The following is a 15,066-nucleotide window of genomic DNA, read 5'->3' as shown; positions in this document are numbered from 1 at the left end:
AACCAAGGCCACGTCCATGATGGGCCGTTCCCGTATCTGCCCTTTTAAACTAAGTTCGAGCTGGCGCATGTTCCAGGTACGGTGGTGACTCATGATGGTAAAAAAGGGACACTCTGAGGTTTTGGAGGTCCGGTATGAGCCCCCGGGAGGGGACGCGGGCGGGATCGAGGTGATGTCGTTCGGCCAGCTACATCGGCGGTTGCGGCGCCGTCCGGGCATGGAGATGGCCCAGCGGCTCGACTTCCACCAGTTGCTCACCGTGCAGCAGGGGATGGTGCGGCACATGGTGGACTTCACCGACTACATGGCGACCCCCGGGGCGTGGCTGTGGGTGCGTCCGGGGCAAGTCCAGCAGTTCCACGACCTCACGAGCGGATCGGGATGGCTGGTGCTCTTCCAGTCCGGTGTGCTGGATGCGGCCACCTCCGCCCAGACGGGGCTGGACGACCTGTTCGGCCGCGTTCACTGGGAGCTCGCCGGGGACGACGCGGCCGCCATGGAGGAGGCGCTCGGCCACCTGGTCCACGAGTACGAGAGCACCGCTTCGCTTCCTGCGGCTCTGCGGGCCCGCATCCTCCAGCACCTGCTGGCCGTGGTGATGCTGCGGTTGACCTACCAGACCACGCAGGTAGGGAGCCCGACAGCTGACCACCCGGAGGCCTTCGTGCGGTTCCGATCCGCCGTGGAGGAGCGCTTCGCCCGTGCCCGCAACGTGAACGACTACGCGCGGGCGCTGGGTTACTCCCCCCGCACGCTCAGCCGCGCCACCACGGCTTCCGCCGGTGTGGGCGCCAAGGAGTTCATCGACCGCCGTGTCGTGCTGGAGGCCAAACGGCTCCTGGCCCACGAGGAGGACCCGATCGGTCGAGTCGCCGACCGGCTCGGTTTCGACGATGCCAGCAACTTCGTCAAGTACTTCACCCAGCGGACCGGTCTCACCCCCTCCGCGTTTCGCCACCGCTTCCGCGCGGGCTGACGCGCTGACGCGGCAGGAGCACATCTCACCTGGTGGGTCGGCGGAAAACACATGAGGGTGCAGACGCTACCGACGAAGGCCAGGAAGTGTTTTGTTCCGGGTCTGATGGAGGTCGTGGTGTGTGCCGGGACCGCCTCCCGGCATCCGGCTGGGTGTCGCAGACCCGCGCTCGCCGACTTCCTCATCCACCTGCACGCCAGCCCTGGTCATCGCGATCCCAGAAACGCGCTCTACCGGACACCCGCTCGCGTTTGCGTCAGCAGGGTGACCGGTGGAGGCAGGGGACTCGCCGCGGAGGGCGCCAGGCCCTCGAGCATGAGCGCCAGGTAGCGGCGCCAGCCGTCGGTGTCGGGGTCCATGGTCCACAACGTGCTGACCAGCATCGCCATGATCCGGGGGAGATCCTCGGGGACGAGATCGGGGCGTAGGAGGCCGGCGTCCTGCGCGCGTCGGGCGAGCGCGGCCAGCGAGTTCTCGAACAGGAGGTTGGCCTCCGCGGCCAGTACGCCGGTGTTGTGGGCGGCGGCCAGGGTGTTCAGCTCGCGGGACGCCAGGCCCATCGCCGCCTCGATCAGGCTGACCAGGCCCCGCATCGGGTCCTCGTCTGCGAGCGCCCGTTCGATGGCGGGCGTGAGCTCCTCGGCGGCGCTCTGTTCGAGGGCCGCCCGGACCAGCTCCCCCTTGCTCGGGAAGTGGTTGAACAGTGTCCGGATACGCACGTCGGCGCGGCGAGCGACCTCTTCGAGCGGCGCATCCGGACCGAGGTCGGCGAAAACCGTCCGGGCGGTGCGCAGGATGCGCTCGGCGTTGCGCACAGCGTCCGCGCGCGGTTGGCGTCCGTTGTCAGTGGTCACCGCACCAGGGTAGCAACCTGCAGTCGAATGAAACTTATGCTAGCCTGCGGCCATACGAAGATCTTGCAGTTGAATGCAAGAACAAGCTCGTGGGGTGCGAAGATCCGATGAGGGCGGGCATCACGGCCGACAGATGTGTTGCGGCAGGCCAGGGCCTCGGCCGGACAACCGCCCCGAATCCTCCCCGGTCCGAATGAACCACGCTCGAGGAAAGGACCGGCAATGGAGACAGCGGTGATTACTGGCGGGGCGGGAGGCATGGGCCTCGCCACAGCGAAGATCATGGGCCGGGATCACCGGATCGTGCTCGCCGACGTGAGCCAGGAACGCGTCGACGCCGCCGTGAAGGAGCTGCTCGCACTCGGCCTCGACGCGTCCGGGGTTGTGTGCGACATCACCGACCGGGCCTCCGTCGACCGCCTGTTCGCCTCGGCGCGCTCCCACGGCCGTGTCCGGGCAGTCGTCCACGCCGCAGGGGTGAGTCCTCAGATGGGTTCGGCCGAGCTGATCCTGCGGATCAACGCCGTGGGCACCATCAACGTCACACGAGCCTTCCTGGGAACAGCCGGCGCCGGGGATGCCCTGGTGAACGTCGCGTCGATCGCGGGACACCTGCAGCCCGCCGTCCTGGAGCCGACCCGCACGTACCAGCTGGCGTTCGCCGACGTGGCCAAGTTCGAGCAGAGGTTCGTGCGCTTGGTGAACCTCCTGCCGAAGAAGGTCCGTCCCGGTTGCGCCTACAGCATGAGCAAGGCGTTCGTGATCTGGTACACCCGGAGGATCGCAGCGGCCCTAGGGCAGCGCGGGGCCCGCGCGGTGTCCGTCTCCCCGGGATCCTTCGACACCGCCATGGGACGCTTGGAAGAGAGGTCCGGCTCCGGTGAGATGCTCGAATTCGCTGCGCTCAAGCGGTTCGGCGCCCCCGAGGAGGTGGCGGAGGTGCTCGCCTTCTGTGCCGGTGACAAGCCCGGCTACCTGACCGGAACCGACATCCTCGTCGACGGGGGTACGAAGGCGGGTCTGAACATCAAAGGGATGATCGCCATAGCGCGCGGTCTATGACGTCCGCCAGCCCAGGGCCCAGCGGGCACGGTCCACGGACCTGACTCCGAAAAACGCGGGACACACCAGAACTGGGGGGTGTCACTGGCGCGCGTTTCGATGACTGACGTGCTCTTCGAGGGCTGCCAGTTCGATTACGCCAGCTGGGAGCAGGTCAAGGTCACCGGTGACGTGGCGTTCGTCGGCCAAGGCCGTTTAGTTAAGGAACACGCTGGGCTGTCAACTCCACCCCCGCCCACCGCAGAGCCAGCGTGTATCGGCCATGCGCGGTCCGTTGCAGGAACCCCTCCTGGACCCACACCCCCATCTGCGTGGCCAGACTCCGATAATGCGGATAATCCAACGCCCGAGCGACCTCGATCGGACTCCACCCCCGACTCAGGTCCGAGCCCAACGGGTGTGTCAAGTTAAGGGTGTAACTGTTGTTCCTGGTCAGCGGCGTGTCGCGGTCAACCGGCCATCAAAGGTCAGATCGAACGCGTTCAGCGCCTTCTTCCAGCGCGCGCTCCACTTGGCCCGCCCGGTCCCCTTGGGGTCCAGAGCCATCAACGCCATGTAGACGCACTTGAGCGCAGCCTGCTCGTTGGGGAAGTGCCCCCGAGCCTTGACCGCGCGGCGGATCCGGGCGTTGATCGACTCGATCGCGTTCGTGGTGCAGATGATCTTGCGGATCTCCACATCAAAGGCCAGGAACGGCACCATCTCCGCCCAGGCGTTCTCCCACAACCGCACGATCGCCGGGTACTTGTCCCCCCACTCCTCGCAGAACTCGGAGAACCGCTCCAGAGCGGCCTCCTCGGTGGCGGCGGTGTAGACGGGCTTGAGCGCCTTGGCGACCTTCTCCCAGTCAGCTCGGGAGGCGTAGCGGAAGCTGTTGCGCAAAAGGTGCACGATGCAGGTCTGCACCACCGTGCGCGGCCACACCGACTCCACCGCCTCGCTCATGCCCTTGATCCCGTCGGCCACGAGCATGAGCACGTCGGCCACACCACGGTTCTTGAGTTCGGTGAACACGTGCGCCCAGTACTTGGCGCCCTCGCTGCCGTCGCCGGCCCACAGACCGAGGATGTCGCGCTCACCCTCGGCCGTGACACCGAGCACGACGTAGATGGGCCGGTTGGCGACCTGGCCATCGCGGATCTTGACGTTGATGGCGTCCACGAACAGCACCGGGTAGACCTGGTCCAGGGGCCGGTTCTGCCACTCGGCCATGCGCTCCATGGCCGCCTCGGTGATGTTGGAGATGGTCTGCTTGGACACGTTGGCGTCGTAGACCTCGGCCAGGTGGGCGCAGATCTCGCCGTGAGTGAGCCCGCGGGCCGACAGTGAGAGCACGATGCCGTTGACCCCGTTCAACCGCCTCTGGCGCTTGCGGACGATCTGGGGCTCGAAGGAGCCGTCGCGGTCGCGGGGCACGTCGAGCTCGACGGGTCCGGCCTCGGTGGTCAGGGTCTTGGACCGGGTGCCGTTACGGGCGTTGCCGCTCGGCTCGGTGGAGCGTTCGTGCTTGGCGTAGCCCAGGTGGGTGTCCATCTCGGCGGCCAGGACGTTCTCCAGGGCGGTCTTGGTCAGGCGGGCCAGCAGCCCGTTCTCCCCGACCAGCTCGATGCCCTCGGCCTCGGCCTTGGTCTTCAGTTCCTGGACGAACTCTTCGTCCGACCTGCCAGTATCGGCCTTGACCTGCGTCTTGTCACTCATGGTGCACTCCTACCCCCTTGGAGTTACACCCCTACCTTGGCTCTGTCCCCATTTCGGTGGTGACGTTCAGTGAGCTCACTGCAGGAGGATGCGGTGGCGGAGCAACGGGAACCCGGCTCGCCCGTACATCTGGCGTTTGAGCAGCTTCGACCTGGTGTTCACACCCTCCGTGCCTCCGTTGTGGAAGGGCAGGGTCAGGGCCGCGTCGACCGCGGCCCGGTCCTGGTCCAGGCCGCGGGTGAAGGCGTGAAGGTGCGGCAGATCGTCCTCACCAACTCCGGCAATCCACCCGGTCAGGGCCTCGGCGTTGCCCGGGGCAGGTGCCAGGAGCTGGGCGAAGCCGCTGATGTGGTCGCCAAGCCGGGCCATCTCCGGGCAGGCCCCGGTCAGCTCGGCGAGAGTCTGGCTCTCCTCGGGTGTGAGCCGGTTGGGGTGGGCCAGGAGCAGCGCGCTGAAGGCCTTGGGTGAGATCGCTTCCCGGTCGCTGTCGAGTCGACCCTGGTTGATGTACTTGTAGAGCAGGTTGAGGCTGCCCTCATAGCCGAGTCGGCTGATCTCGCCGAAGAGCCGTTGCACGGGCACGGCCGGGTTCTCCTCCTTTCGTTTGCGTAGGTAGTCGCGGTAGGGGTCGACCAGGCCAGCGCGGTACTGCGGGGCTTGGCGCAGCCGGTCGGGCTCGCCGATGCGGGCGTAGCGCTTGATGGTGTTCAAGGACAGGTTGAGTCGGCGGGCGCACTCCATCAGCCCCACGCCCTGGTCGAGCAGGTCGTGGATGTGGTGCCAGCGCTCGAGGGTGGACTCCTGACGGTCCAGCTTCTGGAGGGGAGGTCCGGCCTTGGCCCAGCAGGTGCTGTGGGAGGCGACGTCTTTGCGCACCGCCTCGGACAGGTTGTGCCACAGGTGCCAGCGGTCGGCGACCTGCACAGCGTCGGGCAATGCTCGGCGGACGGCCTCGGCGTAGGCGGCGAACCCGTCGCGCACCACGACCTCGATCCCAGGACGGTCGCGCAGCCAAGTTTCCAAGGTGTCGGCGGTGCGGTCGGGCAGGACCTCGATACGGGCGTTGGTGGTCGTGTCAGTGAGCACGGTGGCATACCGGCGGCCTTTGCGTAGCGCGAAGTCGTCCACCCCCAGTACACGGGGCACCGGATGCCTGGGAAGGGGCAGGCGCATCAGGGTCCGTAGCGCGGTGTTCTTCGAGACCGGTGCGGCCAGGGCCTTGAGCAGCCGGGCGCCGGCCCGGCCTGCCAGCTCCCGCGCTACCGCGCCGATCTGGGTGGCCAGACGGGGCGTGCGCCGCTGGTAGCGGACCAGGACGCCGGGGAGCTGTTCCCGAAACGTTTGGCGGGGGCAACCGCGGGTTGAGCACACCAAACGTCGTATGCGCACCGTGACGTGCACGTTCTTGCCGTCGACGGGGGTGTCGGTGAGGGTGCGCTGGTGGTAGGCGTGCACCTTGACGGAGGGGGTGCCGCAGACCGGGCAAGGAGACGGCTGGTCGGGGGTGCGGGTCCGCAGCCCGATGGTGGGTCCGTCGTCGATGGCCTCGATGATCAGGGGCAGCAGGCCGGAGAAGACGATCTTCAGGAGTTCTTTAACGTCACACGCCACCGAGCGTGACAGGTTGATGCCCTACGTCACCACCGGAATGGGGACAGAGCCCCTACCTTTACACTCCCAGCCCAACAGGCGCATCGTGCGCTCCTTGGACCCACCGGGCCGGATCCCGGGCACCATCTTGGCCGCGGGCTGTTGGGGCCCCGCCACGGCCTCGGGCGCAGGGGCCAAGATCTCCAACTCCAGATCCTGCACCCGATCGGTGGTCAGGGGCCGCTCGGGGTCGGCTTCGCGGTAACGCCGGTGGGAACACTTGAGCTTGCGTGCGCTGATCCGAGCACGGCGGGCCGGGAGCAGGTTCTCCCGTACCGCTTGGACTATGCCCCCGCCTCGGCCGGGGGCGTCTTGGTCGGGCAGCACCTGCTGGGCGGTGATGACCTGGCAACGGGCGGTGTTCAGGGCGGTGGTGAAGGCGGCCCGATCGGCGTGGGTGCCTGGCCGGGACTCCACCGCCTCGACCATGGGCATGCGCAGCGCCTGGTAGAGCACCAGCAGGGCCCACACCTCCTGCTCCAGGCCGGCCGGGTCCTGGGAGCGCAGCACACGACGGTGCAGCAGGGTGTGTCGTAGGGAGTAGAAGGCCGATTCCACCTCCCAGCGTTCGTGGTACAGGGCCAGCAGTTGCCGGGCGGGGTCGGTGCGGTGGTCCAGCAGGGTGGTGGCCAGCCGGTACACGCCCCTGACCTGTGTCCCGTCCTGGGTGGTGGCGGTGATGCGGGCTTGGACGATGCGGAGTTTGAGCCCGTCCAGGTGAGTCAGGTAAGAGCCGTCCGGGAGCAGGGTTTCCACCCGGGGGCGGCGGTGTTCTCGCAGGCGGATCAGGAGTTGGGCTCCGGTGTCGGCGACCTCGCCCAGGAAGGTGTTGCCTTGGTAGGCCTGGTCGGCCAGGACCAGCATCTGGGGGGTGAGCCGGTCGAGCAGGGTGCGGGCCTGGTCGGGTTCGCCGCTGGGGGCGCGGGTCAGGGTGGCGCCCAGCAGGGAGCGGGTACCGGTCTCGCACAGGGCGGTGATCTGCAGGCGGGGGTAGCCTTCCGTGCCTTGCTGGTAGCAGATCTTGCGGAGCCAGGTGAGGTTGCGTGCGCTGTCGGGGGCTTTGATCGAGTGGCAGGCGTCGAAGGCCACGGTGCGCCAGTGCCGGTAGCGGGTTCCGGGGGTGGTGGGTTGGGCCAAGGGAGCCGCCAGGGTCTGGAAGAGGGTTTTGAACGGGGTGGGGCCCAGGCGTCGGCGCAGGTGCACGAGCGCGGCCTGGCTGGGGCGGGGCAGGGGCAGGCTTTGCAGGCCCGCTACGAGGGTGTCCCAGACGCGGGCGTATCCCAGGTGGGGGAACAGGTTCAGGGCCAGCACGAAGTAGACCCCGACCCGTGAGGGCAGAGCGCGCAGTCGTTGTTGCTGGGTGCGGGTGTGTTCCAGGACGGCGTCGATGAGGTCGAAGGGCAGGTAGCGGGTGAGTTCGCCTAGGTGGCCGGGGGCGTAGATACCGGCGGCCACGGTGATGGTGTGGGTGTGGGTGTGGGTGTGGGAGGTGGTGGCATACTGGTCGGGCAACGGGGCCTCCGGGGCAGGTGGATCTTGGTCGATTTCCTGCTTTTATCGGAGGTCCCGTTCTTTGTGTTGGGTGGGGTGGTGCTACGGGCTTGACAGCTGGCTTGGAGCGCTAACTAAACGGCCTTGGTTCGTCGGCTGCTCCTTCAAGGAAGCCGAGATCATCGGAAGCGACTTGCGCGGTGCGGTCTTCGACGACTGCGCCTTCGCCGCGGACATCAAGAACACCAAGATGTCCGGCGCCGACCTGCGCGGCAGTGACCTGTCGAACCTGTCCGGGCTGGCCTCGCTCCACGGAGCAAAGGTGACCGAGATCCAACTCCGACAGCTCAGCGAGGTCATGATCCGCGATTTGGACCTCACGATCGCGGAAATCCCGCTGTAGGCGCGACAGCACCAGCCAGAAAAGAGGGGCTTCACCCAAAGAAACCGGGCGAGGCCCCTCGGTTTTTTCACCCAGCGGGCATTCCCTGACTGGCCTTACGGGTGTGCCTTTGCCCAGATCCGTGACTTTTCTGCGGAACGGACTTGAAGAACCTCGCTCACCCAAGCGAACATCGACCAGCCCTGCGGGAACAGCGCATTCCTTGCGGGCTTTAGGGGATTTTGTGCCTTTTGTGTGGTGTGGGTGAGAAGCGCAGCTCCGGGTGGCGTACGACCCCGGGGCCATTGACACCCGCCCAGGCCACACCTTGATGGAGAACGACGAAGTGGAGGCGCCCCGACACGGTGCTGCGAACACCGCGCCGGGGCTTAATCCCCACCTGGAATCAGCAGGAGGAGATCGTGGAAAAGCATAGCGGGCGGCATCGCAAACGCCGACAGGGCTGGGGAGAGCATCTGCGTTGGGCCCTCGGGGCGGTGCTCGCCGCCGTGTTCTGCAGCCCCACCGGGCAGAGCGCTCGACTGGTAGCCGAGGCGCGTCAACCACTGCCGGCGCGGCTTCCAAGTGGAGGCCGTGATCCTGACTGGGGGCGGCCCGCGGGCCAGGTGCGGGTGCAGGTTCCTCGCCCCCGCACCGAGGCAGCGCACGGGGACACGCACGCAGCCGGGCCGCCTCCCCGGCGGGCGTTGTACACGGGGCGGCGTGGGTGGTGTGAGAACGATGACGGAGTCCACGGGGTACGCCTGTACCTGGCCGTGCACGAGAAGAACCAGCACGCCCGGCGTCGCGCGAAGGCGGTGCCATCCGCACCTCGCCAAGAGGACTCAGATCCCGAGCCCATGGGAGCGGGCGGCGGTGAGGCGCCCTTGGACATGAGCGACCTGGCCGCAGTGGTGCGTCAGTGGCAGGCGCTGCGGCAACCCGTGGCCTGACCTCTTACAGAAGAATCCAGGGCCGTTCCCTTCCAGGGGGCGGCCCTGTTTCGATGTCCTGAACCGCCAGTTCCGGCGAGGACGGGGTGTGGGGTCTGCCGGTGGCGTTGCCCGAGGCGGTTGCGGTCTAAATGGGACCTGGCTTTTTCATCATTATTTGTATTTGATTCTCTGGAAATCCTTATATGATTAAAGATGTGTTCTCGGGAGTGAGGAATTGTGGGGTGAAGTGGGCGCGAGTCCTGGGGTGTTTTAGGGGTGGTGCGTGTGTGTGGAGGCGTGCTGGTCGGCCCCGGTCTGGTGTGGCGGATCGAGTGATGGATAAAGGAATGCTTGGCGAATCGGAGGAAGCCATTCCTGTGCATCCCCCTTCTCCTGGGGGTGGGGAGGGGGTGAAAACAGGGGGTTCCAGTGACTATGCCGATCGCCCTTCCTGTGACTATGCCGCTTGGCCTGCCAGTGACTATGCCACTGGCCCTGCCGATCCCCCTGGTGGCACGATCAGGCTAGAAACTGGCATCCTCGCAGGTCAGAGCGTGTTTGAGCTTGACTCACGAATCCAGACTTATACCCAGTGGGTAGTCATCTTCACGTAGGGGGCGGCGGTCCCGGCCTGCTGGCGGGTCGGCCGACCGGCTGACCCGCCATCCCCTTCCTTCGATCTAACCTGCCCGCCGTCCCCACCCCTTGCCTTTCCTCATCACTTATAAAAGCTTTATTAACTAACTTTCTCAATGCGATTAATCCGGGATCTCGTGGCCGTTCGATATTTATGGGTTCATCAGCGGTGTGATCGTGCGGGTGCGCGCCGAGCATGCCCCGCTGCAGCCGAGTGGTCTGGTGTTCTGTCTCAAGGTGCGTGGGCAGCGGTGGCGGAGGTGGGCCACGGCTGATGGGCTGGAGGCGGATCCGATGTGCGGCGGGGCGCTCTGGTCGGGAAGGGCGTGGTCGTGGCAGGGGAGGTGTTCGAGCTTGCTGGGATCTTCGCTGTTCGAGGTGTCGACGTCCTGGGGGCTCCTGCCGGGTGCGGGAGCAGAGCTGAAGGAGGTGGGTGAGGGCGAGGGGTGAGCGCGTGGTGTGGGTGGCGCTTCGTGTTCGGGTTCGTGGTCGCCGGGTTTGGGGGTGGTGGGGGTGCCGTGGCCGGGCGGTTTCCGTCCTGTTTGGATCGTGGGGCGGTGTGGGGCCACCAGTGCCCCGCTGTCGCCCCGAACACCACGGCCCCGCCAACCGGGCGAACCGTGGGGACAGCGCCCCCACGGGGCCAGTGGTGGCCACGGCCAGCGAAAAGGGCATAACGCCCGTATCGTCCGGTAGGGGGTCTTGGTCAAGGCGCTTGAGTGTCAGGGCGAGTTCGAGTGGTGGGTGTTGGGGCCTCGTGCTGTGTGGGGTTGCCTTGAGGGTGTTGGCCGCGGGTTCGGCTGGGCAGGTGGCCTTGGGTGGGTGGGGGCGCTCCATCACGTACTGCACACAGCACACCTGTCAGGGCGTGTTCCCGCGTGCGGCGACGACGGAGGCAAGGGCGACCGCCGCGCTGCGGCGCCTCCGGCTGAGGTGAGCAACCTGGCCCCGGTGCGGTAGCCGGTTCAGGGGAGCACACCAGGAGCCCCACAGGGCCGCTGACCCTAGCTGAGGACGGAGGTCCACCGGGCCTGGCCTGGGGTTTCCTCGCGCCCGGGGCGCGAGGACCATCGGATCAAAGGTCCGCTGGTGCGTCGGTGTTCCCTTCGCCCCGTTTTCCGAGTTCTTTCCTGTTTATAAATATTCGCCAGAGCGCTAGCCGATCTTCGGATTTGGATGGTACTAGAATTTTTGCCAGGCCGCAAATAATCGCACCAAGGGAAAGTAGGGATGCAAGTATAAATGTGGCCCACCAGGGAATATCGAGTGCGGAGAGGTCAAGCATTGTTTCCCCGCCTTCGATTCCTGGCGTGAGAGTAGAAATTGTGAACCGAGGGGTTCATGATTTCCAGTTTCGCGGATCCTAGTTTGACAATCTGACTATTTTTGGTTGGGTTCGATGAGGCCCCCTTGATTCCCGCGATAGGGTGTGTGAGGGCTGCTGTTAGAGCTTCAGGGTGGGGTCCCTGGTTGTATTCTATAGTCCAGTGATTATCTTCTCCCCAGAGGCGACGATTAACCAGGTCTGGGCGAGACCACCTGGTCCTTTCTTTTGCGCCTGGCTTCCGTGGAGGGCTGTCCCACTCAATCTTCCATTTTTTGTCTGGGTCTTTGAGGGAGTACCGGTTGGTGAGTCCGGCTAGTAGGATCCTTGCGTCGGAGCTCATGCTTGGTATCGCTGATATTTCCTCCTTCTCTATTTCTGTAAGCGAATCACCCTGGGACAGGTACCCCTCCCACCAGGAGGCATCCCTATGAAGCGATCCGGGTGCCTCTTTAGGGCTCCAATGGCTCAGACCAGTTATGGCAAACCTAGCGCCACTAGGCTCATGGAGCATCAGCACAGTTTCTCGAGACTGGCTTGATGTTCCGATGAGTCGCAAGCCTGGGAGGCGACTTCCAGAATCTCCAAGTTCTCTTCTGGAGAGAAGTGTACGAGTGGCGTTGTAGGGGGCTCGGTGAGCAATAAATATGAAGAGCCCCCACCTCGGGGAAACGACTGGATCGTAAACGTGAGTTCGCCCGATATTCCACGCTGCTGGGGGCTTTCCTGGATCTCCGGTGTTGAACAGGCCCAGTGCGAGATGTGCACGAAAAGAGAGCTGTTCGGGAGAGCATTCATCCAAGCCGATAGAGCCTTTTCGGCCTACGCCAGCAAGTGCAGACTGGAAAGATTCCCCAGTGAATTTTTTGCGTAGACGGGCAGATTCGTCGTGCTTTGAAGTGCGTTTCCTGGACATGAGTTAAGGCAACCAATGCTCGGTACTGCCCGGTCAGCACCTGAGGATTTTGCGCCCATGCAGGAACGGCGTGTAAAATTTATGCAGAGAGGTTGCGCTTCGCACCCACAGGCCTGGGCTGCCGAAATCCGGGATGGCGTGCCCATCTGGCCTTCGTTCCTCTGCGGAACGTTTCACGCTTTAGTGAAGGTGATGCTAGCACAGATGCATGGTGGAAGGCATCTGGTGTTTCTTGTCCTTCTGAGCGAACTAAGGTTCGTGCACGGTCCGGATCATTGCACTCGGCAGGGCTGGCTGTGTCGCAACTGGTGTAGGTACTCCAGCTCGCCGCTGTGGCCTGTCTGCGCCATTTGTATGCGTATGCGCACTGCCGAGCTGGAGGTCAAAGCGATGGTGTCTGCTTGGAGCGCCGAGGGCTGGCGGGGCCAAAGTCACCAGGCCGCACTCATCCCCTGGGGTGCCAAAGGGTGGGCACGGAGCGCCCCATGGTCTGGGGGGCGGCGCCAGGGGATGGCAAAGTACTCCGGGAGGTCGACCCCCACCTGCACTCACCTTGTACTGGGGAGCACACCAGGAGCACACAAGCCCCGAAAACACCGCGAGGACCTCTCCCGAGATCCTCGCGCACCCCCTCTGACCTGGGGTTTTGTGGCGCACCCGGCAGGATTCGAACCTGCGACCGTCGGATTAGAAGTCCGATGCTTTCGTGCCCGTACGTGCCACGGAATGCCGTTTCGTCCCAATCCATCCGAACACTACTGTCGTTTCGTGTCAAGGGATGCCACCCTCTGACGCCCCGGTCCAAAACTGCGGAGCACAAACGGAGCACACATCACTGGCGGTTGGCATCCGATGGGGTCTCGCAAGGTCCTTGCATATCCGGAGCCACCTTGGTCTGCTGGTGAGACAGCCAGGTCCACCCATGCTCGTCGGAGGCTGATGCAGTGTCGTCCACACCGCTGTTCTCCACCTACCGGCAAAGTGAGAACCGGGTCACCTCGTCGATGCTGGCGGTCTTCGAACGGATCGGCCTGTCCCTGGTTGAGGAGATCCTGGCCAAGGCCTCGGGCGAGGCCACCCTGGAGACGGTCACCTTCACCAACCAGCCCAAGGCCGGCAAGGGATCGGTCCCCGACGCACGGATTTCTGCGGACTTCACCTATCTGCTCGAGGTCAAGACCGTCCGCGGCACGGTTGATGCGCGGCAGCTCCGTGGCCACGTGGAGAACCTGGAAGAAGGGCCGGGCCGGTACCTGTTCGTGCTCACCCCTGACCCTGAACGGCCCGCCGCCGTGGAGGTTGTGCGGGACCGGCGCGTGGTGTGGTTCAACTTCGCCGCCCTGGACGACGCCATCACCGCCGTAGTGGACGATGCCTTCCTCGCCCCCGCCGAACGCGACCGTTTCCTGCTGCGCGAGCTGCAGGCGCTGTTCGACAACGACGGCCTGCTCACCTGCGATGAGGTGGTGGTCGTGGCCGCTAGCCAGGCCTACCCCGAGTACCTGGAATCTGCGGCCTACATCTGCCAGCCCGGCCGGGCCTTCCGTGAAGGGCTGACCCACATGGGCTTCTACGCCCAGCAGGCCATCCAACCCCACCTGGCCCGCATCCTCACCCGCCAGGACCACGTGCCCTTCACCCCTGAGGAAGCACAGCAGCGGGAGGACAGCGGCGGGCGGGACGCCCGAATCGCAGACCTGATCCGCTCCTTGCTGGAGAGCGGGGTCCGGGAGGAGGGCCAGGAGTACATGGTGTTCTTGCTCTCCGGACCGGAGGATCCCGAGACCGTGGTGTTGGAGGTGCCGTTGGTCAACGACACGGTGGCTGCCTCCGGGCGCTCGTGGGCGTGGACGATGGGCCAGAGGTATGTGTCCCTGGCTGCTCTGCGCAGATCCGGAGTCCGAACGACCAGCGATCTGGATGTCTCCTGAGTTTTCCGCATCGGCCAGGAGAGTTGGTGTGGTGCCGTGCGACGCGCGGGCTGACGGTGACCTCCTGCCTTCACGCGGGCAGTAGGGCCTGCCCCGCCAGAGGGGAATCCGCCTAGGACTGATGCAGGGGCTTATCTGCGTTGCCGGTGCTGGGCTCGGCGCAGGCGAGCGCGCACATGCTCGGATACATCGATGACCAGAACTTCGATTCTCAGGTCATGCAGAGCGGCTTCGGCCCATTATGGAGCTTTGCCGAACTGGTGTGGGAGATCGGGTCTGATTCCGGGCGAGTCACAGCAGTCGGCATTAGAGCATAGCGGCGGCTGTGTGGTCGAGGTGTACTCGTACTTGGATGTCTTGGGCGACTTCCGGTGGAGCGTCGAACACATGAGTTATCGCGTCACGCGCACGTGACACGACGTTCGAGAGAGAGTCGGCAGTGCTCATCGTGACGGGGAGCCTGCGGACCGTGGCGATCCATGTTTCGCCGTCAAAGATCACGTCTATGTCGAAGCCAACTGTCTTGAGTACACTCCAATCGGATGCAGCCACGAGGTCATGGAGATTGCGTGGATGATCCGTATGACGCTCCTCGTTAACATCCAGCCACGCGCGTAGCTCGTTGATGGTTGAGAACCGTTCCGTAGAGTCTGCTTCCCAGTCGAACAGCGCATAGTCCCGATCGCCATCAAAAGAGATGTTGAACAGCGAGGCCCTGAGCGCGCCGAAGGACCACATCATCTCCATCCCTGTGTCTGAGTTTGTGATCTCGCAGTACCATCCTGGGCGGCCGTACAGGAGATCGCCGAGCTCTTTCCACCAGTGCTCGGCGTCTTCACCGTAGATCATCTCGGCGGCGTTCAGATAGGTGGGTTCGCCAACGTTCAGCTCGACATTGACCAACCATGAGGGATCAGGTTGCTTTGCGATCATGGACGACTCCGTTCAGATGCGAGGTTTCGTGTTTTTGATCATCCCACGGCGTCGTCCTGCCGGGGGATGGATTGTCGGCGAGTCGTGGTTTCGCTTGTTCGATATTGTAGACAGATGATTGGGCTGCCTTCTGTCACTCACTGACCGGGACTCCGCTGAGCTCGGAGCGGCAGGTACCAATCGGAGCAGTGGCCTGTTACTCCTCGCACAGGACGTGACTGACTGGTCTTCGTGGCTGGCGCCTCGGGATTCTGACAGACCCTGCAGGCACGGGTAGG

The 15,066-nt window shown here is 64.8% G+C and carries 9 protein-coding genes and 1 tRNA gene; 4 read left to right on the top strand and 6 right to left on the bottom strand.

From position 1 onward, the window contains the following. Positions 1-121: 121 nt before the first annotated feature. Entirely contained in the window at positions 122-976 is an 855-nt protein-coding gene (locus NE857_RS26385; protein ID WP_254418095.1) for a helix-turn-helix domain-containing protein, read from the top strand. A gap of 230 nt (positions 977-1,206) precedes the next feature. Here NE857_RS26385 and NE857_RS26380 read toward each other — a convergent pair whose 3' ends face one another. After that, positions 1,207-1,830, bottom strand: coding sequence for a TetR/AcrR family transcriptional regulator (locus NE857_RS26380; protein WP_254418094.1), 624 nt, complete (start codon positions 1,828-1,830; stop codon positions 1,207-1,209). Between the two features lie 222 nt (positions 1,831-2,052). Between NE857_RS26380 and NE857_RS26375 the strand changes: the two genes are divergently transcribed. Continuing rightward, on the top strand, positions 2,053-2,892 hold the full coding sequence (locus tag NE857_RS26375; RefSeq protein ID WP_254418093.1) for an SDR family oxidoreductase: 840 nt from the start codon (positions 2,053-2,055) through the stop codon (positions 2,890-2,892). A 432-nt stretch (positions 2,893-3,324) separates the two neighbouring features. On the opposite strand, the gene NE857_RS26370 is transcribed toward NE857_RS26375, so the two are convergent. The 3 genes from NE857_RS26370 to NE857_RS26360 form a co-directional block, all read right to left on the bottom strand. Beyond that, a complete protein-coding gene (locus NE857_RS26370) occupies positions 3,325-4,590 on the bottom strand; it encodes an IS256 family transposase (RefSeq protein WP_254418092.1) in 1,266 nt (421 codons plus the stop codon). 75 nt (positions 4,591-4,665) lie between these two features. Next, positions 4,666-6,201 (bottom strand): ISL3 family transposase, encoded by a 1,536-nt coding sequence (locus tag NE857_RS26365; RefSeq protein ID WP_254418091.1) that lies wholly within the window; start codon positions 6,199-6,201, stop codon positions 4,666-4,668. 21 nt (positions 6,202-6,222) lie between these two features. Further along, the gene (locus NE857_RS26360; RefSeq protein WP_254418090.1) at positions 6,223-7,752 is read right to left on the bottom strand and encodes an IS4 family transposase; all 1,530 of its coding nucleotides are present in this window, start codon (positions 7,750-7,752) and stop codon (positions 6,223-6,225) included. On the opposite strand from NE857_RS26360, the gene NE857_RS34745 reads away from it, so the two are divergent. Next, entirely contained in the window at positions 7,700-8,134 is a 435-nt protein-coding gene (locus tag NE857_RS34745) for a pentapeptide repeat-containing protein (protein WP_494516884.1), read from the top strand. The genes NE857_RS26360 and NE857_RS34745 overlap by 53 nt on opposite strands. A 4,439-nt stretch (positions 8,135-12,573) precedes the next feature. Here NE857_RS34745 and NE857_RS26350 read toward each other — a convergent pair. Then, positions 12,574-12,654, bottom strand: a tRNA-Arg gene (locus NE857_RS26350). Positions 12,655-12,868: 214 nt separating this feature from the next. Here NE857_RS26350 and NE857_RS26345 point away from each other — a divergent pair. Further along, positions 12,869-13,855 carry a hypothetical protein gene (locus tag NE857_RS26345; RefSeq protein ID WP_184365809.1) on the top strand — a complete coding sequence of 329 codons (987 nt, stop codon included), beginning with the start codon at positions 12,869-12,871 and terminating at the stop codon, positions 13,853-13,855. A gap of 306 nt (positions 13,856-14,161) precedes the next feature. On the opposite strand, the gene NE857_RS26340 is transcribed toward NE857_RS26345, so the two are convergent. Next, the gene (locus NE857_RS26340; RefSeq protein ID WP_184365808.1) at positions 14,162-14,788 is read right to left on the bottom strand and encodes a hypothetical protein; all 627 of its coding nucleotides are present in this window, start codon (positions 14,786-14,788) and stop codon (positions 14,162-14,164) included. Positions 14,789-15,066 lie beyond the last annotated feature (278 nt).

The sequence above is a fragment of the Nocardiopsis exhalans genome (genome assembly GCF_024134545.1).
Taxonomy (GTDB): Bacteria; Actinomycetota; Actinomycetes; order Streptosporangiales; family Streptosporangiaceae; genus Nocardiopsis; species Nocardiopsis exhalans.
This window is presented reverse-complemented; position numbering and strand designations above follow the sequence as displayed.

Coding starts and splice junctions, on each gene's coding strand:
- NE857_RS34745 (WP_494516884.1), top strand. CDS start 7,700: ATGGTGTGGGTGTGGGTGTGGGTGTGGGAGGTGGTGGCATACTGGTCG.
- NE857_RS26375 (WP_254418093.1), top strand. CDS start 2,053: ATGGAGACAGCGGTGATTACTGGCGGGGCGGGAGGCATGGGCCTCGCC.
- NE857_RS26340 (WP_184365808.1), bottom strand. CDS start 14,788: ATGATCGCAAAGCAACCTGATCCCTCATGGTTGGTCAATGTCGAGCTG.
- NE857_RS26370 (WP_254418092.1), bottom strand. CDS start 4,590: ATGAGTGACAAGACGCAGGTCAAGGCCGATACTGGCAGGTCGGACGAA.